Genomic DNA, 25,414 nt, shown 5'->3' on the forward strand with positions numbered 1-25,414 from the left:
GAAAGGAAATTGTTATGACCAGTTATTTTACACCTATTAGTAAATATATGCTTAGAGTACCGTTACAACCGTACTCGTTAATTGAAAGATATGATGACATAGAGAGTGATATAGAAGCCATAAAGAATGATAAGCTCCTTTGCGAACAGCTTTTGGTAGCTAGTGAAAATATTTATAATACCTTAGTGAATAAGGATTTCTCTACATTACCTAAAAAAAAGCAAAGAAATCTTATTACATCTTTAGGCAATTATATTAATAGAGCTGCGACACGAACTACCCCCTTCGGTTTATTTGCAGGGGTTGCATTACTCAATATAAAAGATGAAGAAATATCCACACCTTCAAGAATCAATAATAAAAAGAATAGTCGTATTGATGCGGAGTGGTTATTTAAGTTGATAAAAAAAATAGAGGCAGAACATTTTTTTGACTTAAAGTTTAAAATGAATACTGCAGCTTATCGTAAAGGAAACCGTCTTTACTTGCCTTATAATCTGGATGGAAAGTCAGTAGAGATTAATGTCAACTATACTAAACCCTTGATGCTGATTGAGAAGCTATGTGCGAAAGACCATGTAAGCTTCCAAAGAATCTTGCATGTATTAAAAGAGGAATATGTTAATAGGGATATTAATGATCTGGTTGATTATGTAAAAACCCTGGTGGCAAAAGAATTTATAATTTCTGAAGTTAGACCACCTATTTGTAATTCGAATCTTTTAACCTACACAATAAATAAATTAGGAGAGGTCCCTTATCTATACGAGGTATATGGCAAACCACTAAGTGAAGTGCAGTCGTTGATCTGTAAATATAACGATGCTTCTATTGGTGAGGGGAGTGAAATTTATTTAACAATCCAAAAAAAATTAAGAGCTATTCTTTCCTTCCCAAACCAAAAACATTTACAAGTGGATACTGAATTGAAGGTTGATGGAAGCTATATAAATGAGAGTGATATTGAAAATATCAATGATTGTATTACGCTTTTTATGAAGTTTGCTTCTGAAATGGAAGATTCTGAAGGCTACAAAAGCTCTTTTGAAGAATATCGCTTAAAGTTTATCGAGAAATTCGGAATTTACGTTGAAGTTCCCATCTCTGAAGTTTTAGATGAAGTTTCCGGAATTGGTGCTTTAAAGACCTATAGTAAGCCTAAAAATAAGTTTTTACAAAGTATTACAACGGTGACCGAAGATCATAGCCAGTTAAAGAGATTTTTTATGGATAAATATTTAGCTGCCGTTGAAAATAAGCATCCTATAGTCATTACGGACGAAGAAATTAATAAGTTAAAGTTGAAAGTGGACGAAGAAAGGTTACCAAGCTCCTTAGAATTGAATTTTATTATAAGAAAAGACGAGAAAAGTGAAAATCTCTTTTACTTGGGACCTAACATGGGTTCATCTGCTGCTGGAAAAACATTCGGCAGATTTAGTTATTTGAATCATGAGTTTTCTGAGGTATTGGAAGAAATAGGTTCGGAGTTAAAAGAAAAAGAAATTGATCAAGTTGAATTAAGTTTTATTCCATCAAATGTCAGAATGGCAAATGTTACGAGTGTTAATTCTCCGAGTGAATATAATCTATCTATGTTTACAAATTCATACAATCCACAAAGTGAATTATCGTTAGATAATATTCTTGTTGGATGTGATAATGACAAATTATATTTAAAAAATAAACAGAATGGAAGATTACTGAATATATCAGGAATGAACATGCTTAACCTAAGCTTATCAAGCAATATCATTCGTTTATTGAGTGATATCACCTTAAATCAGAATTTGGAATGGGGGAATACTCCATGGGGGGTATATTATAAAGAATTTATCCATATACCTGAGATTCGATATAAAAATATCATTCTCTCGAATGAAAAATGGAGTTTACAAAATCTAAGAGGACAGTTTGAAGGAACTCCAAAAATCAAACAATTTATATCAGAATTCGAAAAGTTTAAGAATGCTTACTTAGTCCCGGATAAAGTCTATCTTCAATTTGCTGACAATCGAATCTTATTGGATTTATCAAGGGACACCGACCTAAATTTATTGTATAAAAATTTATTCAAGTTTCCAAGTACCATTCTAGAGAAAGCAGAATCTGGAAATCCGGTGATTACTTTGGGTGAGGACTCTTTCTCAGCAGAAGCAGTGATTCCATTTATTTTGAAAAAGGAATATAGAGACAAAAAGATTAAGGAATTGGCCATTAACGGAAGTTTATATCATCAAGTTAGCTATCCACCTTTTCAGGAATGGCTATTCCTGAAATTATATGGCCCTGAGGATCGCCAAGGTGAATTAATCAGTTACTTGAATTACTTTATATTAAATCAACTGGATGGTAGGGCTTACGATAAGTTTTTTTATATGCGATACAATGATCCAAAACCTCATATAAGATTGAGGTTTCGATCAGAACATCCTGATACCCTCCAATTTATTTACGGAAAACTCAATGAATACATAGTAGAATTACAAAAGATGAACATCGTTTATGAAGTGACTATTAATACCTATTTTCCCGAAATAAACAGGTATGGTGGCCCCACGTTAATAAATGAGGCTGAAAATGTATTCTACCAAGATAGCTTAGTTGTCATGAAACTACTTGAAATTATGAATAAAAGTGACTATAGCAAAGAACAAATTGGAGTGATGTCATTACTTCACTATTTGAATGACTTTGGATTGACTTTTGAAAATCAACTAAGTTACCTAGGGCTAAACTTGAGAAATAATGACGCTTATAAAAAGCAATTTAAAGATGAAAAGTTTGATTTCATCAATGAACTAGATTCTTATAACAACTGGGAAAAAGCCAGTAGAAGAAATGATTTAAAACAAATTATAGAGGTTCTAGATTGTAGAAGCGACAGTATTAACGTCTATAAGAAGCATATTAACAGAAGTAGTGAAATTACAAGTGATTTCATCAACATCATAGGAAGTGTAATTCACTTACATTTTAATCGGTTATTTGAAATTGACCGTGCCTTTGAGGATAAACTTTATGTTTATGCATACCAAACTTTATTTGGTCAGAGAGTACGAAGAAAGATGGTTCATTTGCAGGAAATATAAAACATGTATAGACGGATGGTTGAACAGGATTGTATCTGATCAATCATCTGTTTTTTTATTTGTATTTCGTCTTAAATGTTGATTGAGTCTTGATTTTTTGATGTTAAACTCCATCTATAAAGATGAAAAGGGGTTATCAGATATGAATGATGAGTATATCTTGCAAACTAGACAGTTAACTAAGAAATACAGGAAAGCCACAGTTTTAAATGCTGTATCAATCAATGTGAGGAAGAACACTGTTTATGGTCTTTTGGGACCAAATGGGGCAGGGAAGTCCACAACACTAAAAATCATATCGGGACTGCTTAAGCCAACATCTGGAGAAGTAATTTTTAACGGAAATAAGTGGTCTAGGAGAGATTTAGTTCATATTGGTTCTTTAATTGAAAATGCACCACTTTATGGGAATTTAACAGCTAAAGAAAATTTAGAAATCATAAATACGATTCTTGGGTTGCCAAAAGAACGAATACAGGAGGTCCTTCAAATTGTTGGGTTAACAAATACGGAAGGTAAAAAAGTAATGAACTTTTCGATGGGAATGAAGCAGCGTCTTGGTATTGCACTTGCCATCCTGAATCAACCAAAATTGTTAATTCTGGATGAGCCTACTAATGGATTGGATCCTATTGGTATTCAGGAATTAAGGGAGTTGATTGCATCTTTTCCAAAGCAGGGTATGACAGTCCTTTTATCCAGCCACTTGTTATCAGAAGTTGAACATCTAGCTGATGATATCGGTATCATTAGCAATGGGGTACTAGGTTATGAAGGAAAATATTATTCGTATGAGAATTTAGAAAAGCTATTTACCGATGTTGTACGAAAGCATAGAGCACAATAGGGGGTTTTTAGGATGTATCTATATTTGAAATCAGAAATCATAAAAACAAAACGAACAAACATAAGAAAAATGTTGTTGATGATTCCCTTAATATGCTCTCTCCTTGCACTTGGCTTTAATTTTCTTGGTGGTCCAGAGATTGTACGTTTGAGTGCAGAAACTATCATCAACCATTGGGCGATATTATGGCTCTCCGTAATCATTGCTCTTACGGCAGGACTTTTAAATAATCTAGAAAAGAAATCAACAAACTTTAAAACCATAATTGGCTTACCGATAAATCTTCAAAAAAAGGAAATGAGCAGAGTTTTATTAGTAACTGGATTTGCAGCACTAGGATCTCTTCTCTTAATTATAACTATACTCCTAACAAGTTTGCTGATCCGGACAAGTCCATATTTAGTTCCACTCTCTTCCTGTATTTTGGCAGTTATTTTGATATTTGTCACTTCACTATGGCAGGTTCCATTTTGTTTGTGGCTTTCAAGAAAAACGAACTTCTTCATCACTCTATTATTGAATAGCATGCTTAATTTAAACTTAGGTACACTTTTTGCTCCTACAAAAGATTGGTGGATCATCCCATATAGCTGGCATTTAAGAGTGCAAATGCCTTTAACCAAACTACACTCTAATGGAATCCCTTTGCCACAAAAGGATGAACTGCTTAGTTATTCGGTCATTCCGATTGCTCTTGTATTAAGCTTTCTATTATTTTTTGTGCTTACTTTCGTGGCTGTTAGGTCATTTAATAAAATAGAGGTGAAATAATGCTGCAATTTTATAGATGTTTGCTAGGTGAATTTAAGAAGAGAAAGCGAAGTTTGTTCCTATTATTACACTTTGGTATCCCGCTGATCTTACCCGGTACCTTGGTGATGTACTTCTTGTCTAGGAATGGCTTGATAAGTTCTGAAGCGAGCTATGTCATTTTCTATGAATTAATTGGAGTAGGCACACCAGTCATTATTTCCATTATTTGTGGGATGGTGGCCGATTCTGAAAATAAAGCTGGTCATTTTCAGAATATGCTCGGAGTGATTCAGAGTAAAGCCATTTCATTCATCAGCCAAACAACAATGATGATTTTTTCTTATTGTGTTGCAATGTTTTTAACAATATCAATCTATACATTGGCCCTGAAGTCTTTAGTGGGTGTAGATGAGGTTAATTTTACTCTTTACTATTTAACAGGTATAATTTTTGTTATAGCTTCTACATTTCAATATCTATTTTATCAAGTTATTGGTTACAAATATGGGATTGGAATTTGTAGTATATCGGGATTTGGAGGATTGATCATTGCTGCTCTTTCCATGACCTCAATAGGAAATAAAATATGGGCGTTCTTGCCCTGGGCGTGGGCAAACCGATTCAGCGAATATTTAAGAGATTATTGGAAAACGGTTGATATAAAGTTGGTTAGCAACCCCACGTTAGTATCGGGAGGCTATTCTCTCGCTATCTTAACAGGGGGAATGATCATAGTAAGTATCGTTTGGATTAATAATTGGGCCGGAAGAAAATCAAATGATTAAGTAGGATTAAGGGTGATTTTATATGGCAAAAATATTAGCAATTGATGATGATACCGCAATTCTACGGCTAATCAGGAAAATGCTAGTGATGAAAAATCATGAAGTTACTACTCTTCAAACTATAAGAGATATCACGATAGAAGAGATAAATAAATATAATCTGATTTTACTGGATGTCATGATGCCAGAAGAAGATGGCTTTAAGGTTTGTGAGAGAATAAGGCCTTTGATTGATATACCCATCATCTTTATGACAGCCAAAAGTGATGAAATTTCTATTATTAAAGGGTTATCCATTGGTGGGGATGATTATATTGTGAAGCCATTCAGTATACATGAAGTGAATGCACGGATTGAGGCACATTTAAGAAGGGAATCCAGGCCGAAAAAAGAGAGCAAAAGTGTGTTTATTGATGGTGACATTCTTATTGATTTAGAAGCAAAAAAAGTGATCATCCAAGGGAAGGAAGTAAGCTTCACTAAGACCCAATACAGTATATGTGAACTTTTAGCCTTGCATAAAGGGAAGGTTTTTTCGAAAGAAGATATTTACGAATCTGTCTACTCGATAGAAAGTGATTCCCAAATTTCAACAATTGTTGAACATATTAGGGTGATAAGGAAAAAATTTTCTCAATTTAAGTTAACCCCTATTAATACGGTCTGGGGTGTAGGATATATATGGGAATAAAGAATACGTTATCTGTTTATTTTGTTAAATGGATTATTAAGTTGGGTTTTACTGGTTTACTTATTTTGATACTAAATATCTGGTTCGTAACATGGGGAATCAATCACAATTTTTTTCTTCCGGCAAACGATCCGATAAATAAGGCGGAAAAAATCCAAAGTAAGGTTGAAAACGCCGATTATATCGATCCTAGTATTCTCCCTCCTGAACTGGACTATGCCATTTTTAACAGGCAAACAAACGAAATGGTGACAAGTAATATGAGTTTCAGAAATAAAGAAAAAGCAAAAGAAGCTTTTCAGAACCCTGATAAGGACAAAATGAGTTATTTTATCAGATATGACAGTCGATATGAAACTATTTTGATTCATTATAACTTGAAAATCCAATTCGCAAATAATGACTTAAGAAAGATATTTCCTAATCCTGGTGTATGGTTATCCATCCTTTCTGTTTTGATTTATTGTATTTATTTAGTCTGGAATATTAGAAGTTTCTCTCAAATTATTATCCATGAAAATCAAAAGCTTATAAGAGTAGCCAGTAAAATTAAAGAAAAAGATTTGAATATCGAATTTCCCCAAGTTCGATTTAATGAATATAAAGATGTAATGGGCGCAATGGAAAGTTTATCAGAGGCACTGGTTAAATCTATTCATAAGGAAATAGAGATTACCAACTCAAAGGCAGAACAAATCAGTTTTTTAATACATGATATTAAAATCCCTCTGACAGTGATTAAAGGGAACGTAGAACTGTTGGAAGTAATGACTACCGATGATATGAAGGAAAACTTTAGTGACATTTTGAATTCCATAAGGCAGATTGAACAATACATTCAGGATGTTATCGATATAAATCTTAACAACAAGCAAATTAATATGAATAAGGAAAAAGTAACTGTCAATGAATTCTTGTGTAACCTTGAAGCCGAAGTTAGAAGCTTAGATAATAATATAATTGTTGAAGATTACACAGAAAAAGGAACTACCCTTTTCATAGATGTAAACCTACTCATACGAGCCATAGATAATATTGTATTAAATGGAATTGAAAGATCACCTCAGCATGAAAAAGTACAATTAATCGTTAGACAGGATAATGACTTCATTCAATTCATTATCATTGATAAGGGGCCTGGATTTTCAGAGAAGGCTCTTAAAAAAGGAACTGAACTTTTCTATACCGAAAACTATGGACGGACGAATAACAGCCATTATGGCTTGGGATTAACGTTCACTGAGAAAGTAATCAAGCAGCATAATGGAAGGATGATGCTCAGCAATAATGAAAGTCACTCAGGGGAGGTAATGGTAGAGGTGCCGGTTCTAAAATCAAATTCCGAGGGTTAATAAATGTGTATTCTTTTTTGTGAAGCAAGTGGACTATGTTAGAAAAATGTATTCAACTAATACCTATCATGTTGGCTTAAATTGGTTCAAGGAATGTCATTTTTAACCCTTTTTCGTACACTTAGGAATATCTGTTCTCGAAACACTAAAAACCTTATATATCAAGGCTTGTCCCTCTTTGCTTTTATGGAGCAGAGAGGTTTTTTTATGTCACATTTTGGCTGCTTAAAAAATGAGCTCGCTAATTTTCGTCATAAGACTCTTCCCTTCTACATAAAATTCACGTAATTTTAACATTTTTCCTACATTCATTTAACATACGGTCCTTAAAGTGAAATTAGTGTGGTTAAGTGATTTAAAAATCTGCAAAAAAAGGAGAAATGAAAATAGGTATGAAATTCATGAAAAAAGTATCGATACTACTAATACTTGCAGTGCTAACTATGGCATCTTTTGAGCCTCCTGTTCAGTCGGCTAGTCAATATTCTGAAGAGGAGCATTCAAAACCTGCAAAGCCACAAGGGACTACTGAAGAAATAAATACAGATGCTCCTGAAGTCGGGCAACCTTTACCAGCAGTAGATAATGGCAGTAATGCTAACGATCCTATTTTAAAGAATATAGCTGGAACTAATCCTTTTATCAATATTTTAGATGGGTTTGATCAAGTATGGTCTATGAATCAACCAGAATGGAGAGACGGAACAGCGTTAACTATACCAGGTGCAAATGGTGAAGTTGCAAAATATGGTGACGGACCTACCGTTTATTTTGATGGATATAAAAATGATAAGAAAAAGGTAGTAGCAGATAAGAAGACATATGCTAACGAAGAAATCAGAGATCCAGAGACTTGGGAAGCTAATATAAAATATGTAGAAGAGGTTACTAAAAATAGAACGAATGAAGAGGCGTTAGCAGCCTATTATGATGATCAAAGAGATAAGGTATATAGTATGATGGATGCTTACGGGCCCCTAGCTAATGCCTACGTTGAGATCGTTAACCCGATCACAAGTGTTGTCAGATCAGCAGAGGACATGGATAAAGTATTGGAAGAAGCGACTGTTGAAGACCAAGCCCAAGGGATGGGGCAATGGGAGGGATCTGCACTAGAAGATGCGATGGATTTAGTTCATTTAATTAGATTTAGGAATCCTTCTTCGTCTAATCCTTCTAAATACTTTTTTTCTTCTCCAAGACCTTACAGAATGAATGCAAATGGAGAAGTGAAAGAAATTGTTGATGAGAACGGTTTACCTGTTTGGGACACAATCGGCAGTGGTGAAAGTACAGTAGAAGAATTACCTTCAGGTGGTAAAAAAGAAACGGGAGAACGACATTACCAGCAATATGAAACGAATGTGGAGGTAATTCCTGCATTAGAATATGTAAAAAGAAAAGCGGAAGACGGGAGAGGTAAAGATGGAGCTTTTCCAAGCGGACATACGAGTGCAGCTTATTTATCAACATTCGGATTTGCATACGCAACACCTGAAAGATATGCTGAATTCTTAACAAGAGCAGCTCAAATGGGAGAAAATAGAATAGTGACCGGCATGCACTCTCCGCTTGATGTTATAGGAGCAAGAATACAAGCTACAGCAATGACTGCCTACGCATACAATCTTTCAGAAAACCAAGAGGTATTGGATAAGGCTTATCAAAATGCAGGAGAAGTATTCGGTGAATTAGCTGCATCAAAAGAAATGAGCTTGTATGAATATGCACATACAGTAACAGAGGATTATACGTTTGAAAGTGCGTACGATGAAGAAAAGTGGGAAGATCATGAAGCAAATAAAGCATTCTATCGCGAGAAACTTACATACGGATTACCTCAAACAGGCACAAAAGGTTTAGCCCCTGTAGTACCTAAAGGGGCTGAAGTTTTATTGGAAACTCGTCAGCCTTATTTGACCGATAAACAACGTAGGGAAGTATTGTATACCACAGAAATTGAATCAGGCTACCCTGTAATAGACGAATCAAATGGTTGGGGAAGACTTGATTTGGTAACAGCATCTGATGGATATGGTGCGTTTTTAAGCAATGTAACAGTAAATATGGATGCATCAAAGGGAAGATTTAATGCCCATGATTGGTGGAGAAATGATATATCTGGCAGTGGTATGCTTACCAAGCAAGGAACAGGAACACTTACATTGACCGGAAATAATAGTTATTCAGGAGGCACATTGCTACAAGGAGGAACGTTGGAAGCTACTTCTGAGACTGCTTTTGGTGAAGGCGATCTATATGTGGAAGATGGTACAGTGTTAGTTAATGTAGATGAACCTTTGAATGTAAATGGTAGCTTAACAATGGAAGCTGGAAACCTTGATATTGCAATGGATAATGACGAAACTCAACTAAATGTAGATGGACTGTTATACCTTGATGGTGGGGGTCTGAATTTGGATCTTTCTAATTATGAAATAGACAAGGCAGCAAATATTACTTTAATGACTGCCGACAATGTGGAAGGTAAATTCGATAATATAACTGCAGATGATTACGAGGTAACTGTCACTTATAACCATAATAGTGTCGTTGCACATATCAAAGCAACCGATACTTCTGACCCAGTTTCGCCGGATCCTGAAGACTCCGAAGATCCTGTCAAACCGGAAGATCCTGAAGATCCAAAAGACCCTATAGATCCAGAAGATCCTGAGGATTCAAAAGACCCGGAGAAACAAACCAGTGTCACCTTAACACCTGACGTTACTAATGGCGAAGCAACGATCGAAACAGACTCGCTCCATCAACTGGCTGATCAAGGTGAATTATGGATAGATTTACGTGATCATAATGATTCTGTTAACCTAGCATTTACTTCTGAGCAAATAAAATGGCTGAAAGACCATCGTATAGTGATCATCATTCAATTAAAAAATGTTAGCTTGCAACTAGCTGCCTCCAATTTCACTAATGGATCCGATGCTGCAACAATCCAGTTAAAGCGTTTAGCTGACATTGACCAAGCATTGAGTGTGGTCTATGACTTTGAAATCAAACAAGGCGAAATGCGATTGGATTCCTTCGAAGAAAAAGTGACTCTAACTTTTTCTGTTGATAGCGACAAAGTAAATGATAAAGATCAGGTGCAACTGTTCTATTGGAATCCAGAACTTGAAGAATGGGAAGCAATCGGCGGAGAATGGCAAGATGGAAACGTGACAGCACAAACCGATCACTTCAGCACCTATACCGTTTTTGAACAGGAAGCAATGGAACAACAGCCTGATACGGACGATGGGCAAAAACTACCGGAAACTGCCACTACGATCTATCAGTACTTATTAGCAGGATTTTTACTCTTCTTAAGTGGTGTGTTCTTCCTCTTCATGAGAAGAAGAAAAGCTTAATCGTTTATGTGGAGAAATATATGAAAAGACCAGAATGTATGAGTGATGGTCAGAAATAAAATAATACTTAGTATGGTATTCAACTATGATTTTCGTTCAAGTAATATCATTTCAAATCTCTTTTTATATAATTTTATCATAATAAAGTTTTCTAAAATGTTGATATAAATGGATTCAGCATACTTTAAATGGCTAAGTATATTTCTCGAAACGTACATTTATATGTTTTACGAAGTCCCCAATCGTCTATGGTTGGGGATCTTTAATATATATATTTGTTTAAACTTTTGCAAAAAATAAATCGTAATCTACACAAAATAAACAGGTAATACAGAAAAATCCTAAAGAGAAAGCAGCCCCTTTCTCATAGTATGTCTATTGCAATGAGTAGCTGCTCTAAATGAAATGGATGGTAAAATGAGAAAATCATAACTCATTACACAGCCTTTTAAAAGGGGAAATGTGTATACGAATCATCAAAGGATAACATATGATGTACAAGGGGGGGCTGCTCATGAGCGTAGAATTTATGGGGACTATTATTGCAGCACTATCTCTGATTATTGCTTACATGGGTTATCAAATCAATAAACAAAGACAACAATTGCAATCAGATCAAAGTTTGAGATCAGAAACTGAGAAAGAAACTGAAGTTAGAACATCGCTTCTTTATATTAGCAGAGGGATTGATGACATAAAAGTTGATCTGAAAGCCAATGAAAAAGATGTTGCTGAAATATCCGAAAGAGTAACCCGGGTAGAAGAATCTACTAAACAAGCACATAAAAGAATTGACAAAATCAGTCCGGATTAGGGCTGATTTTTTTTATGAATGAAGTAAAGAGCATGGATCAAAGTACAGCCATAAGAACAATAGCTTTAACAATTACATGAATGAATGTAGTTTTAGCGAACAATGGATTTCAGCATTAATTGAAAAAGAAAGAACTGTTTATAGACATGTGGATAGCTACACATAATAAACACCATAGTTAATTATATACAAAAACATTCAAGACTTCTTTTCTGTACCAAAAGCAAAGAGGTCTTTCAGATGGCGTAATTAATTCCCGCCCGCTCTATCTATGTGATGTACATACCTTGGAGTTATGTTCTTCATATGTCAAAGGAAAAAGTATTTCAGCGAAACCATTCTGTCAGAAGAATCATCGTAATAAAGCCAATTATAAAAGCCCAGGTAGCCGTTCTTTCATTTCCATCACCATGGCTTTCCGGAATTAATTCTTTATAGACTACAAATAGCATAGCACCTGCAGCAAAAGCTAATCCAAAAGGAACAATATTTTCAAACGCTCCTCCAAAGATAAAACCGACTAATCCTGCACACATTTCAATTAGTCCGGTAAGGCTGGATAAAAGAAAGGCATTGATAGGTCTTATACCTTGGGTTACTAAAAATAAAGCTACTAGAAATCCGTCTGGCACATTTTGCAGTCCGATTGCGAAAGCAACGAGTGAACCTATGCTATTTGCACCATTTAGGGTGCTTATCCCAACTGATAACCCTTCAGGTAGATTATGAATAGACATAGCGATAAGAAATAATAAGATAACTGTTGAATTACCAGAGGGTTGATTAGAATGATCTAAATCAATGTGCGGAAGCAAGCTCTCTATTAAGGTTAGAACAAAAGTACCCACTAAGATGCCGCTGACCAAGACAACCATGTTAGACAATTTAAGAGCAGATGGAATTAGACCATAGGCAGATGCGGCAACCATAATACCAGCAGTATAAGCTAGTAGAGTATCTTTACTTTTGTGTGATACATTTTTCACCAATAAAATCGGAAGAGCTCCTAGGCTTGTACAAAGTGATGAAATGAAAATAGGTAATAACAGCATGAGTTACCTCCTGACAGTATTAATTCATTATATGCTGCTATGGACAAAACTTTCACAAACTTAATGGTTCAGCACTTTTTTGTATAATATCTGTAATGTTTACCAGAAACTCACACGTGGAATTATTGAAAACAAAGAGAATATTAATTCTATTATTTTAAGGAGGAGTATTGAATTATGGCTAAGATAGCTACAGTAATTACAGATATGTTTGAAGATGTCGAGTACACTTCACCAAAAAGGGAATTCGAAGGTGTTGGTCATAAAGTCTTCACAATAGAAAAAGAGGCGGGCAAAACAGTAGAAGGTAAACAAGGTGATGCCACTGTTTCTATTGATTATGGAATCGATGATGTAACGCCAGAGGATTTTGATGCATTGTTCATTCCGGGAGGGTTTTCTCCTGATATGCTGAGAGCGGATGACCGTTTTGTGACATTTGCTAAACACTTCATGGATGAGAAGAAACCGGTTTTCGCTATTTGTCACGGGCCACAGCTACTAATCACAGCCAAAACATTAGAAGGCCGTGATGCCACTGGTTTCAAATCAATACTAGTAGACTTAGAATACGCTGGCGCTAATGTACACGATCAAAGAGTAGTCGTTTGTGGTGATCAATTGGTTACCAGTCGACAACCAGATGATATTTCAGCGTTTGTTGAAGAGTCACTTCAACTATTGCCATAAAGACTAATCCCTGTGAGTCAATTGAGGCTTACGGGGATTTTTTTGTCATTTAGAAAATGGATGATTGTATTTGATTATCCAATTCCTTCAATGGAAAGGACATGAACATTGCCTCCTAACGGTCGTTGTTATTTTTGTATATAAATTGTAAGAATAGTTAGTTGTTAGCACTTACTTGTGCGTTTAACCTAAAATGGAAACACCTAACTATTCTATAAATAGAGAGGGGGGAGTGGATTCCTTATTGAAAGTTAGATAAAAAAGAAACTGCTGCCAATTGTGACACTATAAAAACGGAGGTATTTTATGAGGAAATTATTTTATAGTATGCTATGTTTTACTGTCTGTTTATTCATGCTTCCTTTTGTGAATCCAATTGTAAATGCTACTGAAGATGAAGAAATTCTTGCCTTTCCTGGCGCTGAAGGATTTGGGCAGTATTCCAAGGGTGGTCGTGGTGGTGAAGTTTACCATGTAAATAGTTATGAGTTAACAGGTCCCGGAACGTTTCATGATGCACTGACAACCGCTGGTGATATTCCTCGAACCATTGTATTTGATATATCCGGAGAAATTAGGATACCACAAATTATTGTTCGTAATAAATCCAATATCACCATAGCTGGTCAAACTGCTCCAGGAGATGGTGTAACCATAAAAGGAAATAATGTTCGTTTTATTGATAGTAACGATATTGTTATCCGCTTCATGCGATTTCGTTTAGGAAAGAATGATTTCCAAGATGATGCTTTATATTTTGAAGATAGTCAGAATGTGATCATTGATCATTCTTCATTTTCTTGGGGAACTGACGAAAACTTATCTATATTAAGTAAAGATTATGATAATCCAGAATCAAAAAATATAACCGTACAGTGGTCTATCATCTCAGAAGGACTTTTAACACATTCAATGGGTGGATTAATTGAGATGAATACGATCACCATGCATCATAACCTTTATGCCCATAATAATGATAGAAATCCTAAAACAAAAGGGCAAATCGATTTTGTAAATAATGTTATATACAACTGGGGGCAGTATCCTTATGTTGCTGGTGGTGAATCAGGAACGAAAGGCTATGGTAATGTGGTAGGAAACTATTTTATAGCAGGTGTGAATTCAGGAAATCCAGAATATGCCGTAGTCCGCGGAAATGAAAATTATAGCCTATTCCTAGAAAACAACCGAATAGATAGTAATAAGAATGGTATCTTAGATGGAACGGACACAGGAACAGAAATGATGGAAGTGGAAAGACCAAGTGTTATTGTGGATAAACGTTTTGAATATCCGTTAACTAATATAGAGGAGCCTGAAAAAGCTTATCAACATGTTTTAGATTATGTAGGTTCTTCATTAGTAAGAGACAGTGTGGATCAAAGAGTGATTCACGATGTTAGAAATCAAACAGGTGCTATTATTGGGCATGAAGAAGATGTTGGTGGTTTTCCAGAACTAGAGAAGGGAACTGCTCCAAAGGATACGGATCGGGATGGAATGCCAGACGAATGGGAGCTAGCAAATGGATTGGACCCAAATAACCCAGAGGATAGAAATGAAGACAAAAATGGTAATGGCTATACTAATTTAGAGGAATATTTAAATGAATTAGCTACTTCATCTTTTCCAAAGAATTATCCAATGGAACCACCAGTATGGACAGGTGATCCATTTGTACCGCCAGAAGAAGATACAGAACCCGAACCAGACGTAGAGCCTGAACCATTACCAGTAATGGATGGGGAAATTACGAAAAACCTCATGATTAATGATAACAGTAGTGGAGGAGGTCAAAATGCAAGGAATTGGTCCATTGAAGAGAACCTCCAAGAGGGAGACCTGGTAGCTGGTGATCGAGATGGTTATCGATTTACCGATATACCAGAAGAGTTACTAGGTGTGGAATGGATTCGCTCAGCAGTGAATTCAAGAAGTGCTACAAGTGAAGATCTCGTTACCTTTTATCTAGCTGCAGATGCAGATGTATATGTTGCTCATGATTCAAGAGTGAGTTCAAAGCCAGAATGGTTATCATCAGAATACGAAAAGACAGGACAAACGATTGAAGATGATCAACCCGTAACATTTGAGCTCTATAAGAAGCATTACCCTGCTGGATCCTACGTGGTAATGGGGCCAAATAATAACAGTAGTCGAATGAATTATTTTGCATTAATTCAACCGACGAGTCAGGAGGAGCCACCCAATGAGGTACCTAAGGACTTAGAAGGAGATATTGCAGAAGACGAGGTTTCATTGAATTGGTCATCTGTTAATGACGAGGAATTGTATTTAATCTATCGCTCATCGTCCAAAGACCCTTCGTTTAGAGCAATTGCAAGCACGGAAGAAAGTAATTACAAAGATGATACAGTTGAATTAGGTGTAACATATCAATATAAGATTTCTGCTATAAATGCTGGGGGAGAATCTGAGCTGTCTGAACTAACAGAAATTTTCTTCTTTGACCCTAATGAACCCAACCCAGATACACCAGCTGAACTAACCGTCACCGAAACCAAGAGTATAACAGTTGAATTAGAGTGGAAGGAGATTGAAGACGCTATTAGTTACGGCGTTTTCAGAACTACTGAACCGGATGGAGAATTTAAAAAAGTAGCGGATACAATAAGTCCTTCTTACACGGATAAGCCTGTCGATTCTTCTACGACATATTACTACAAAGTTTCAGCAACAAGTATTGGCGGAGAATCTGACATGTCAAATGCAGTAAGTACAACTACAGAAGAAGCTATTGATCTTCCAGAAGTGCCACAAGGACTTTCAGCAGGGGAAACAACTACTTCCACATTTGAAATCAGCTGGGACTCTGTTGAACAGGCAGAAAGTTATGATATTTACCGCAAAGCGAATGAAGAAAGCGAGTTTAGCAAAATAGCTAGTACAGATGCATCAAACTATAAGGATGAGAGTGTCAGTATAAATCATACCGGATACAGTTACAAGATATTGGCAGTGAATGAAATGGGAGAGTCAGAGTTCTCGGAAGAGCTTAATATTGACATGCCTCTTCCTAATACACCATCTGATTTCATCGTTAGTTTAATAGGAACGGATGTTGTAGGTTTAACTTGGACATCACAAGGTGGAGCAAATCGGTATAATGTTTATCGAGAAACAAACGGAGAGGTTGAATATATTGGATATGCCAAAGTAGATACTTACTTTGATCGCACGGCAGAACCAGGGGTACATTATACGTATTACATTAAAGCAGAGAATGCCAGTGGCGAATCAGAAGAATCGAATGTAGTGGAAGTTACTCCTGGACACATTACGGTTTTAAAGAATTACATGCAGCAATATGACCAGACTGGTGATATAACTGGACCAATTGGGCCTCAACTAACTAACACATTAAAACAAGTGGAACATCATGTAGAAAAAGGTTCAACACAAAAAGCAATAAAATTCCTTTCTAAGTATAGAGAGCAACTTACTAAAGAAAAAAACAAAGAACAAATTTCGCCGCTAGCAAGTACAGTTTTAAATCACTATGCAGAGTCATATATGGAAGAATTGAAATAAAGATTTGTGAGGAAGGGCAGTAAACCCACGCCTTAGGTGTTACTGCCCTTTCTTAATTTCTTCTAAACTTAAATTGGTAATAGTACCTTGATGAAAGGATAATTGCCACCTTCCATCAATATACTTCCAAATAGAGCTCCGCAATGTGTTACGTTCTTTCGAATGATTCATGACATAATACGTTGCTAGAACAACATCTGGTGCTAATTGTTCGACCTGATAATTGTGAAGTGACATTTCATCTAGACTCACTCCATCTTCCAGACACATCGCTTTATTAATCAAAATGCCTGAGCTTCCAATCTCTTGAAAATCATTAGCAAGTATTTGCGCTAATTTCTTACTACTACTCCTGACCTCTGATTGAAGATGGCTTTCCTCGAGTTGCTGTAAATGTGCTTTTACATTCTCATTCATAACCACCGCTCCTAATCATCCATGCTGTTTTTTTAACTTCTCCTGCTTATGCAACGTATGCTTTACACCCCATTCGTGCATAGCCTCCAAAATAGGCTGTAGACTCTTACCATATTCCGTCATAGAATATTCGACTTTTGGCGGTACTTCTGGATAGACTACTCGTTCGACAATGTCTTCAGCTTCTAGCTCACGTAACTGTTTCGTTAACATTTTTTGTGTGATTCCGGGCATACTTCTCTTAAGTTCATTAAAACGTTGTGTGCCATGATTTAGCAAATGAAGTAAAATAATAGGCTTCCATTTGCCGACAAGAATACTTAGTGCATCTTCTACCCTGCAAGCATTCGGTTCGTACTTCATCATCAATCCCCTTACTTAACAGTATATATTTGGATACTATATATCATTTAAGTGCGTACTTACATTTTACACTTCTATGCTTCATAATAACATATGATAGCAAACTTTGATGTTAGAAAGGTTGTTTAAAATGGAAAAATATCGTATGGATCCTAGTAAAGGACTAGAGTTTGGTTTATATACATTAGGTGATCATTTGCCCCATCCGGAGACAGATGAACGGATTCCGGCAAGTCAGCGTTTAGCTGAAATTATTGAGTTGGCGAAATTAGCGGAAGATGCCGGCCTTGACTTCTTTAGTGTTGGGGAGAGTCATCAAGATTATTTCACAACACAGGCACACTCTGTTGTACTAGCTGCGATTGCACAGGCAACGGAAAAAATAAAAATTGCCAGTTCATCAACCATTATAAGTACACTTGATCCTGTCAGAGTATATGAAGACTTTGCGACCATTGATTTAATTTCAAAAGGACGTACGGAAATCGTAGCAGGCAGAGCTTCTCGTGTTGGAAACTTTGAACTTTTAGGTTATGATTTGCATGATTACGAAGAATTATATGAAGAAAAATTTGACCTTTTATTAAAAATTAATGAGAACGAATTTGTAGATTGGCAAGGTCAATTTCGTGCACCATTAAAAAATGCTCATGTGTTGCCAAGGCCGCTAAATGGCTCATTACCAATCTGGCGAGCAGTTGGTGGTCATCCTTCTAGTGCTGTTAAGGCTGGATATGCAGGTGTGCCGATCTTTGTAGCTATGTTAGGAGGACCGGCAACACTTTTCAAGAGAACCATTGACTCTTATCGTGATGCACTAGAACAAGGAGGATACGATCCGAAAGCATTTCCGGTATCTACAGCTGGTTTCTTTTATTTAGCAGAAACAACACAGCAAGCACAGCGTGAAACATATCCTTTTATTAATGCAGGTATGCAAAAGACAAATGGAAGAGGTTTTGCGAAACAAGTCTTTGCTCAAGGGGCTGACCCGCATGATGTAATGAACATTGGTAGTCCTCAAGAAGTCATTGAAAAAATACTATATCAACATGAAACATTTGGTCACCAACGATACATTGCGCAAATGGACTTTGGTGGAATACCGTTTGACAAATTGCGAAAAAATATCGAATTAATCGGAAAAGAAGTTCTGCCAGCAATTCGTAAATATACAGCGAAATAGGAGGCCAAGGATGAAGGTAGTTGCAATAGCAGGTTCGATTGTCGGATCTAAAACAAAAACAGCGATAAAATATGCAACAGATCAACTTTTAGATAAATATCCAGATGCAGAGGTAACTTTAGTGGATCTAGCAGAATATGATATTCAGTTTAGTGATGGTAGAAATTATCTCGACTATCAAGGCGATACAAAAAAAGTGACCGAAACGATTATGGAAGCTGATGCATTATTGATCGGCACCCCCATTTTCCAAGCATCGATTCCGGGATCGTTAAAAAATATTTTTGATTTATTGCCTGTAGGCGGACTTGAGGGCAAAGTGGCTAGTATGATTGTAACGGCCGGCTCTCAAAGACACTATCTAATTCCCGAACAGCAATTGAAACCGATCCTGGGATATATGAAAGCACAGGTAGTGCAAAGTTATGTTTATATAGAAGATGTTGATTTTTACCGGAAGGAAATTACTAATGATGATGTCAAGTTCCGGATAGAACGGCTTGTAGAGGATACGATGACATTAGCAAGAACTTATCAAAGGATACTGGAAGAAAAAGAAGCTGAATATGATTTTTAATAGTGATAGTACTTGGTTTACAGGGACCAAGTGCTATTTTACTGTCAGAATTTCTAACTTTCCTCTTTGAAATTATTTCAATTATTTAGATAATTAGGTATAATATATTCTACAAATGGATAGACATACACCGTAATGTAGAATCATAAAAAATAATGAGGGGGTTTTCATGATGAAAAAGCTTAGTATGTTATTTATTGTTTTTTTGTTTCTAGGTTTAGTGTTAGCGGCTTGTGGGGACGCGTCTGATGACGCAATTGATGATGATGGAGCACAATCGGAAGAAACACCGGAAGAAAGTGAGTCTGAAGGAGAAAGTGATGACAGCGGAGAAGCTTCAGAAGACTGGGTGGATAATATTACAGTATTAACTGGTGGAGAAGCGGGTGTATATTTCCCATTAGGCGTAGCGATGGCTGAAATTATGGATCAGCAAGTGGATGATGTGAGTGCAACCGGTATCTCCAGTGGTGCATCAGTAGTTAATGCCAATGAATTGAGTGATGGCCAAGCAGAATTTGCTCTTATCCAAAATGATGTGGCTTATTATGCACATGAAGGATCTAATATGTTTGACGAAGTAGTAGATGGTTTTAGTGGTGTATTCACTATATATCCGGAAACGATTCAAATTGTAACATTAGCGGATAGTGGAATTGAAACTGTAGAAGATTTAGAAGGAAAACGTGTCGCTGTAGGTGATGTTGGTTCAGGTACTGAAGCAAATGCGGAGCAAATTTTAGGCGCACATGATCTGACATTTGATGACTTAAGTGCAGAGTGGATGGACTTTGGTGATGCCTCAACAAACTTACAAGATGGTAATGTTGATGCTGCGTTTGTAACAGCAGGTACGCCAACTGGAAGTATTCAAGAATTGGCTGCTAGTGCGGATATTAGAATTGTAAGTATTAACGAAGATAAGATTGCTCAATTAGAAGATGAATATCCATACTATGTTAGAGAAGATTTAGATGAAAATACTTATGAAAACTTTGATGCGACTGCAACAACAGTAGCAGTACAAGCAATGCTAATTGTAAGAGATGATTTACCTGAGGATCAAGTTTATGAATTAACGAAGTCTATTTTCGACAATTTAGATGCCATGCAAAATGCACATGAACGAGGAAATGACCTAACCATCGATACGGCACAAGACGGTATGTCTATTGACTTGCACCCAGGAGTACAACGCTATTTTGATGAACAATAAAAGAAATTCTTTTACAAACAAAAAAGGGGCATTGCTACTGAGCAATGCCTTTTTTCAGAAATTCATGTTCATCTTCTTTGTAATACTTATTCTTTTGATAAGTTGGCTTATATGGCATCGACCTCAGCATCTACTAGTGATATCTGATATGAATACTGGTGAAACATTGTGGGAAAGTGATATAAAACAAGGGGAAACTTTTTTTCATGAATATATTCATTCAGTAGAAAAATCTCCTGTTAAGGAAGTGTTTCAATATTCTTCTACCGGTGAAGTGATGACAATGGAAAGTTGGACAAAATCATTTGGGGCAGGGTTGCCGTATCAAAGGGAAGGAGATGTTGAAATGAAGGACGGTTATTATGTACTGAAGAATTTAAACCGTCCTGTACATGGAGGAGCATTAAGAATGAAGCCTTCCAGTTTGTATCCGCATACATTTTACTTTCGTGATCAGACCATATACTTGTCAAAAGAACCATTTGTTACAAAAATTATAGAAATTAATGTGATAGACTTACCTTGGTGGGAAGGGTTTATAAGTTCCTTCAAAATGAAGTAAATCTATGTAGAAAGTAGGGATGGAAATGGATGACAGCCAGAAGAAAATGCTGCAAGAGTTAGAAGGCAGTGATCGTGAACTTCGAAGCTTTTGGGGGATTATTGTTTTAGCGATTAGTGTTTTTTTATCTGCTTTTCATTTATATGTTGCTGGATTTGGATTACCAGGTATCGGATCCAAAACATTTTTAATATTGCATTTAACGATTGGTTTAGTATTAGTGTTTTGTATTTTTCCGATCAAAAAAGGTCTGCGCCAAACATCTATACCTTGGTATGATGTTATACTAGCAATTTTCTCATTAGCGGTTGGTACATATATTATTCAAAAACAAACAGCAACCTCCATTATGTCAGGCCGGCCTACAGACCTCGATTTATTCATTGGTTTAGCTTTAATCATTTTAGTGCTTGAAGCAACACGCCGGGTAGTAGGAAAACCACTAGTTATCATCGCTCTTGTTTTTATAGCTTATTTCTTTTTAGGTGAATATATGCCAGGTCAGTTTCACCATACACGTGGTGACTTTGAACGGTTTATCTATGAAATTACCTACCGTAATAATGGCATATTTGGAACACCAATTTATGCATCTGCTCAGTTTGTATTTATATTTATCTTATTTGGTGCGATCCTCGAATCTACAGGTGCCGGAAAGATGTTTATTGACTTGGCATTGCGTATGTTTGGTCGTTATAAAGGCGGACCAGCCAAGGCGAGTGTGGTAGCGAGTGGGTTAATGGGTAGTATTTCCGGAAGTTCCACAGCAAATGCGGTTACTACCGGTACATTCACGATTCCATTAATGAAACGAGTTGGTTTCAAACCACATGTAGCTGGTGGCGTAGAAGTGGCAGCATCCTCAAGTGGCCAATTCTTACCGCCAATTATGGGTGCAGCTGCATTTATTATGGTAGAGTTTACAGGCATTCCGTATTATCAAATTATTCAAAGTGCGATTATTCCTGCATTATTAGCCTATATTGGTATTTTATTTATGGTGCATTTTGAAGCATCCAAACACGGTATTACCGGGATTGCTAAGAGTGAATTGGCATCAGGCAGGAAGTTGTTAATGCAACAGGGTTACCTATTAATACCGTTAATCGCTTTGCTTTATTACCTGGTATATGTTCGAGTTTCAGTAAATAATTCGGCGTTTTTCTCGATTATCGTATTATTGGTGCTAGCGTTATTTGTCCAGCGTTTCAAAAATAATCTTGGTCGTACAGCTATTATTGCAGTTGGAGTAATTGCACTTACTTTACTACTACAAACCTTTATCGACCCAATTAACCAAGGGATACATGCGTTAAATGATTTGTTTAATACCAATTTCTTTAGTGTGGAGACAATTAGGTGGAAGCCAGAAATATTAGCATTAATCCTTATTAGTATAGGGATTGCGCTTATTTTTGCATTATCCCAAAAGAAAATGAAAATTGATTCACCACCAGTCCATTTTGGCTGGAAGCAAACATTAGCTGGTTTTGAAACAGCTGCACGAAATGCATTATCGATTATTGTCGCATGTGCGACTGCAGGTATTTTGATTGGTGTGATTACAACCTCAGGTTTATCTACTAAATTCACAAGAATTGTAATTGGCTTTAGTGAAACATTAACGAATGCGCTGCCAAACTTTTTAGTAACAGATAATACCCAGTTGTATTTTGCATTAATATTAACGGTGTTTGCTTGTCTACTATTAGGATTAGGATTACCGACAACGGCAACCTATGTTGTTCTGGCAGCTATTGTAGCTCCTGTATTAACAGATATGGGTGTCCATGTTTTGATTGCTCACCTATTTGTACTATATTACGGGGTATTAGCGGATGATACACCGCCAATTAATCTACCTGCCTATGCGACAGCGGGTATAGCCAAGGCAGGTCCTGTTCGGACTGGTATCCAAGGGTTTAAATATGATTCAGCAGCATTGTTATTGCCGTTTGTTTTTACATTAAACCCAACTATTCTTTTGATTACGGATGTGGCATGGTACCAAATTATTTGGGCGATTGTTACAGCAACAATCGGGATGATTGCCTTTGCTTCGTTCATTCAAAACTGGTTAGTCAGACAATATCATTGGTATGAAAGATTATTAGCGCTGATTACAGCATTATTATTCATCCAAAACAACTTATTGACTGATATTATTGCCATAGTGACACTTGCTATTATCTTTGTCTTGCAGTTGTTTCTTTTCAAGAATCAGAAGAATAAAGAGCAAACAGCATAATGACAAAAACCCTCTATCCATTTTTGAACTGACCCAGTAAAACGGGACAAGAAAAAACACCTATGCTGCCATAGTCCTGAATTCAACAGGACTGTGACAGTTTAGTTTTGTAAACGGTCGTATATAGTTGTAATAATACATGTAAGATTGCACTTTTTCTAGTACAATAGAGTTTGTAAGGTGCACTCTATTTTGAGTGTTGAATTCTTCCGACTTTAGCGAGGAGTGGAAGGATTCGATTACGGCATTATCAAAGCAGTTTCCTTTTCGGGACATGCTTGTGGTAATGCCTTTTTCTTTAGCCAGCTCTTGAAAGTCGTAAGAGGTGTATTGAGCTCCTTGATCACTGTGTAAGATCACTTCATACGTCTCTCTGCCTTTACATGCAGCTTCTAGTGTATCTAAAACAAGCTTAACCTCCTGTGTGTCACTAACTTTATAGGCTATGATTTCGTTATTATATAAGTCCATAATGGTTGATAAATAAAGCATTTTCTCTCCATATGGTAAGTAAGTAATATCAGTAACCCACTTTTGATTAGGGCGATCAGCCTTGAAATCCTGTTTAAGAAGGTTTGGGACGACAAACTTGCTTTCCCCAGCAATATAAACCTTTCTTTTCACTTTGACTTGACACTGAAGGTTATATTTCTGCATGATCTTTTGTACGGTCTTTCGATTCACTTTTATTTTATGGTCATTTTTGAGAATGCCTCGTACGTTTCGATGTCCCACTCTAAATGAAAGGCTTTGACAAATATCTATAACCAACTGATGTAGAAGAGGCAACTCAGCTGAAACTCTCTTTTTCCACCTATAATAAGTTGACTTTGGAATCTCAAAACATTCACAAATAGTAGTGATCGGGTATTTTTCTTTATAAGCTTCTACGACTTCGACGAATACTTCTGGAACCACTTCCTTTCGATTTCTTGGTACTTTCCCGACAATTCATCTCGCATTTCATAATACTTCACTTTTTTTCTTAACTGACTTACTTCACTGTCATCATCAGGTCCTTTACCGAAAGCATATTGTTTTCCAATTGGTTGAGCTAACCTGTGCTCCTCACCATTCCTATACCATCTCATCCAAGTTTTGATTTGTGTCTTATTTTTAATACCAAACTTCTCCATAATCTCTTTGTTCGTTAGTTCCCCAGAAAGTTTTAAGCGTATCACTTCTCTTTTAATTTCTTCAGGATAAACCATCTTCTTCCCCATAACAAAAAACACCTCCAAATGTCGATAAATAATTAATACGACTCTGGGGGTGTTTTTTCCTGTCTCATATTATTGGGTCACTCTATTTTTATGGAAGAGGGTTTTTGTTTGCGATTAAGTCCTTATAATAAAAAAGTAGTTAGAAAACCCTTTTTCTTTTAATTTCCTCTTTAATTCACAAGAAAAAAATGGTAAAAGTATGGTAGACGTAAAGTGGAAGGAGTATGCCTTCGTGAAACGAATCAAATGGATGTTACTGATAGGACTTGTAATTTTGGGAGGATGCCAAATGGAAGAATATCCAGATACAAAAGCATTTCAGGATGAATTCACACGGGAATTTTTAGTATCGACGGAGGAAGAGGAAGAAGGGTATTACTTGTTTGAGTCAGGAATTGGTAGTTATCAAGTGCTATTTCCGAAGAATGCAGTTATTTCTGATAAGTTTTATGAAAAAAATGGAGAGAGATTTGAGTCGGTCACATTTGAGGATTATAGTGTAGATGAAAATTATTATATTTCTCATGATTTGACATTTAGTGTTTATGGAGAAAAATTTTTAGAGGGGAGTTTAGGGTTATTATCATCTAAATTAAGTTATGAGGGTGATTATCAAGAAATGG

The 25,414-nt window shown here is 36.3% G+C and carries 19 protein-coding genes and 1 pseudogene; 16 read left to right on the forward strand and 4 right to left on the reverse strand.

The features are described from left to right. Window positions 1-14 precede the first annotated feature (14 nt). The 8 genes from GHT08_RS16890 to GHT08_RS16925 all read left to right on the forward strand — a co-directional run bounded on the left by GHT08_RS16890 (window position 15) and on the right by GHT08_RS16925 (window position 11,705). Window positions 15-3,092 (forward strand): lantibiotic dehydratase, encoded by a 3,078-nt coding sequence (locus tag GHT08_RS16890; RefSeq protein ID WP_163582614.1) that lies wholly within the window; start codon window positions 15-17, stop codon window positions 3,090-3,092. Window positions 3,093-3,234: 142 nt separating this feature from the next. After that, on the forward strand, window positions 3,235-3,939 hold the full coding sequence (locus GHT08_RS16895) for a lantibiotic protection ABC transporter ATP-binding protein (RefSeq protein WP_163582615.1): 705 nt from the start codon (window positions 3,235-3,237) through the stop codon (window positions 3,937-3,939). A gap of 24 nt (window positions 3,940-3,963) precedes the next feature. Next, window positions 3,964-4,710, forward strand: coding sequence for a lantibiotic immunity ABC transporter MutE/EpiE family permease subunit (locus GHT08_RS16900; protein ID WP_163582616.1), 747 nt, complete (start codon window positions 3,964-3,966; stop codon window positions 4,708-4,710). Further along, window positions 4,710-5,477, forward strand: coding sequence for a lantibiotic immunity ABC transporter MutG family permease subunit (locus GHT08_RS16905; protein ID WP_163582617.1), 768 nt, complete (start codon window positions 4,710-4,712; stop codon window positions 5,475-5,477). The genes GHT08_RS16900 and GHT08_RS16905 overlap by 1 nt, the downstream gene beginning before the upstream one ends. 22 nt (window positions 5,478-5,499) lie before the next feature. Next, entirely contained in the window at window positions 5,500-6,168 is a 669-nt protein-coding gene (locus GHT08_RS16910; protein WP_163582618.1) for a response regulator transcription factor, read from the forward strand. Continuing rightward, entirely contained in the window at window positions 6,159-7,520 is a 1,362-nt protein-coding gene (locus tag GHT08_RS16915; protein ID WP_163582619.1) for a sensor histidine kinase, read from the forward strand. Before GHT08_RS16910 ends, GHT08_RS16915 begins: the two co-directional genes overlap by 10 nt. 392 nt (window positions 7,521-7,912) lie before the next feature. After that, window positions 7,913-10,891 carry a phosphatase PAP2 family protein gene (locus GHT08_RS16920; protein WP_272953909.1) on the forward strand — a complete coding sequence of 993 codons (2,979 nt, stop codon included), beginning with the start codon at window positions 7,913-7,915 and terminating at the stop codon, window positions 10,889-10,891. Between the two features lie 514 nt (window positions 10,892-11,405). After that, the gene (locus tag GHT08_RS16925; protein WP_163582621.1) at window positions 11,406-11,705 is read left to right on the forward strand and encodes a hypothetical protein; all 300 of its coding nucleotides are present in this window, start codon (window positions 11,406-11,408) and stop codon (window positions 11,703-11,705) included. 326 nt (window positions 11,706-12,031) lie between these two features. On the opposite strand, the gene GHT08_RS16930 is transcribed toward GHT08_RS16925, so the two are convergent. Continuing rightward, on the reverse strand, window positions 12,032-12,757 hold the full coding sequence (locus tag GHT08_RS16930; protein ID WP_163582622.1) for a ZIP family metal transporter: 726 nt from the start codon (window positions 12,755-12,757) through the stop codon (window positions 12,032-12,034). 177 nt (window positions 12,758-12,934) lie between these two features. On the opposite strand from GHT08_RS16930, the gene GHT08_RS16935 reads away from it, so the two are divergent. Beyond that, window positions 12,935-13,447 (forward strand): type 1 glutamine amidotransferase domain-containing protein, encoded by a 513-nt coding sequence (locus GHT08_RS16935; RefSeq protein WP_163582623.1) that lies wholly within the window; start codon window positions 12,935-12,937, stop codon window positions 13,445-13,447. A gap of 306 nt (window positions 13,448-13,753) precedes the next feature. Next, entirely contained in the window at window positions 13,754-16,999 is a 3,246-nt protein-coding gene (locus GHT08_RS16940; RefSeq protein WP_163582624.1) for an FIMAH domain-containing protein, read from the forward strand. A gap of 39 nt (window positions 17,000-17,038) precedes the next feature. Here the strand turns inward: GHT08_RS16940 and GHT08_RS16945 are convergent, their stop codons facing one another. Both GHT08_RS16945 and GHT08_RS16950 read right to left on the reverse strand, forming a co-directional pair. Next, complete coding sequence (locus GHT08_RS16945; protein ID WP_163582625.1) at window positions 17,039-17,416, reverse strand: nuclear transport factor 2 family protein; 378 nt, start codon at window positions 17,414-17,416, stop codon at window positions 17,039-17,041. Window positions 17,417-17,431: 15 nt separating this feature from the next. Beyond that, entirely contained in the window at window positions 17,432-17,779 is a 348-nt protein-coding gene (locus tag GHT08_RS16950; RefSeq protein ID WP_018934251.1) for a winged helix-turn-helix transcriptional regulator, read from the reverse strand. Window positions 17,780-17,909: 130 nt separating this feature from the next. Here GHT08_RS16950 and GHT08_RS16955 point away from each other — a divergent pair, with 130 nt between their 5' ends. The 5 genes from GHT08_RS16955 (at window position 17,910) to GHT08_RS16975 (ending at window position 23,568) form a co-directional block, all read left to right on the forward strand. Beyond that, window positions 17,910-18,965 (forward strand): LLM class flavin-dependent oxidoreductase, encoded by a 1,056-nt coding sequence (locus GHT08_RS16955; RefSeq protein WP_163582626.1) that lies wholly within the window; start codon window positions 17,910-17,912, stop codon window positions 18,963-18,965. Window positions 18,966-18,975: 10 nt separating this feature from the next. Beyond that, entirely contained in the window at window positions 18,976-19,542 is a 567-nt protein-coding gene (locus GHT08_RS16960; RefSeq protein WP_163582627.1) for an NADPH-dependent FMN reductase, read from the forward strand. Window positions 19,543-19,714: 172 nt separating this feature from the next. Beyond that, the gene (locus GHT08_RS16965) at window positions 19,715-20,758 is read left to right on the forward strand and encodes a TAXI family TRAP transporter solute-binding subunit (RefSeq protein WP_163582628.1); all 1,044 of its coding nucleotides are present in this window, start codon (window positions 19,715-19,717) and stop codon (window positions 20,756-20,758) included. Window positions 20,759-20,906: 148 nt separating this feature from the next. Beyond that, window positions 20,907-21,320 carry a DUF1850 domain-containing protein gene (locus tag GHT08_RS16970; RefSeq protein ID WP_238343602.1) on the forward strand — a complete coding sequence of 138 codons (414 nt, stop codon included), beginning with the start codon at window positions 20,907-20,909 and terminating at the stop codon, window positions 21,318-21,320. A gap of 25 nt (window positions 21,321-21,345) precedes the next feature. Beyond that, window positions 21,346-23,568, forward strand: coding sequence for a TRAP transporter permease (locus GHT08_RS16975; RefSeq protein ID WP_163582630.1), 2,223 nt, complete (start codon window positions 21,346-21,348; stop codon window positions 23,566-23,568). A 60-nt stretch (window positions 23,569-23,628) separates the two neighbouring features. Here the strand turns inward: GHT08_RS16975 and GHT08_RS16980 are convergent. Then, window positions 23,629-24,791, reverse strand: a protein-coding gene (locus GHT08_RS16980) for an IS3 family transposase (RefSeq protein ID WP_163582631.1) whose coding sequence is annotated in 2 segments (ribosomal slippage) — window positions 23,629-24,515 and window positions 24,515-24,791 — 1,164 coding nt in all. Because the reading frame shifts where the segments join, the coding sequence is not laid out codon by codon here. 232 nt (window positions 24,792-25,023) lie between these two features. Between GHT08_RS16980 and GHT08_RS16985 the strand changes: the two are divergent. Then, window positions 25,024-25,414 (forward strand): annotated as a pseudogene (locus GHT08_RS16985) (hypothetical protein); the annotation flags it as partial.

Source organism: Gracilibacillus saliphilus (assembly GCF_010994085.1).
GTDB lineage: Bacteria > Bacillota > Bacilli > Bacillales > Amphibacillaceae > Gracilibacillus > Gracilibacillus lacisalsi.

Bases quoted from the DNA above. Each gene is read 5' to 3' on its own strand.
- GHT08_RS16890 (WP_163582614.1), top strand. From the start codon at position 15: ATGACCAGTTATTTTACACCTATTAGTAAATATATGCTTAGAGTACCG.
- GHT08_RS16895 (WP_163582615.1), top strand. From the start codon at position 3,235: ATGAATGATGAGTATATCTTGCAAACTAGACAGTTAACTAAGAAATAC.
- GHT08_RS16905 (WP_163582617.1), top strand. From the start codon at position 4,710: ATGCTGCAATTTTATAGATGTTTGCTAGGTGAATTTAAGAAGAGAAAG.
- GHT08_RS16910 (WP_163582618.1), top strand. From the start codon at position 5,500: ATGGCAAAAATATTAGCAATTGATGATGATACCGCAATTCTACGGCTA.
- GHT08_RS16915 (WP_163582619.1), top strand. From the start codon at position 6,159: ATGGGAATAAAGAATACGTTATCTGTTTATTTTGTTAAATGGATTATT.
- GHT08_RS16920 (WP_272953909.1), top strand. From the start codon at position 7,913: ATGAAATTCATGAAAAAAGTATCGATACTACTAATACTTGCAGTGCTA.
- GHT08_RS16925 (WP_163582621.1), top strand. From the start codon at position 11,406: ATGAGCGTAGAATTTATGGGGACTATTATTGCAGCACTATCTCTGATT.
- GHT08_RS16930 (WP_163582622.1), bottom strand. From the start codon at position 12,757: ATGCTGTTATTACCTATTTTCATTTCATCACTTTGTACAAGCCTAGGA.
- GHT08_RS16935 (WP_163582623.1), top strand. From the start codon at position 12,935: ATGGCTAAGATAGCTACAGTAATTACAGATATGTTTGAAGATGTCGAG.
- GHT08_RS16940 (WP_163582624.1), top strand. From the start codon at position 13,754: ATGAGGAAATTATTTTATAGTATGCTATGTTTTACTGTCTGTTTATTC.
- GHT08_RS16945 (WP_163582625.1), bottom strand. From the start codon at position 17,416: ATGAATGAGAATGTAAAAGCACATTTACAGCAACTCGAGGAAAGCCAT.
- GHT08_RS16950 (WP_018934251.1), bottom strand. From the start codon at position 17,779: ATGAAGTACGAACCGAATGCTTGCAGGGTAGAAGATGCACTAAGTATT.
- GHT08_RS16955 (WP_163582626.1), top strand. From the start codon at position 17,910: ATGGAAAAATATCGTATGGATCCTAGTAAAGGACTAGAGTTTGGTTTA.
- GHT08_RS16960 (WP_163582627.1), top strand. From the start codon at position 18,976: ATGAAGGTAGTTGCAATAGCAGGTTCGATTGTCGGATCTAAAACAAAA.
- GHT08_RS16965 (WP_163582628.1), top strand. From the start codon at position 19,715: ATGAAAAAGCTTAGTATGTTATTTATTGTTTTTTTGTTTCTAGGTTTA.
- GHT08_RS16970 (WP_238343602.1), top strand. From the start codon at position 20,907: ATGAATACTGGTGAAACATTGTGGGAAAGTGATATAAAACAAGGGGAA.
- GHT08_RS16975 (WP_163582630.1), top strand. From the start codon at position 21,346: ATGGATGACAGCCAGAAGAAAATGCTGCAAGAGTTAGAAGGCAGTGAT.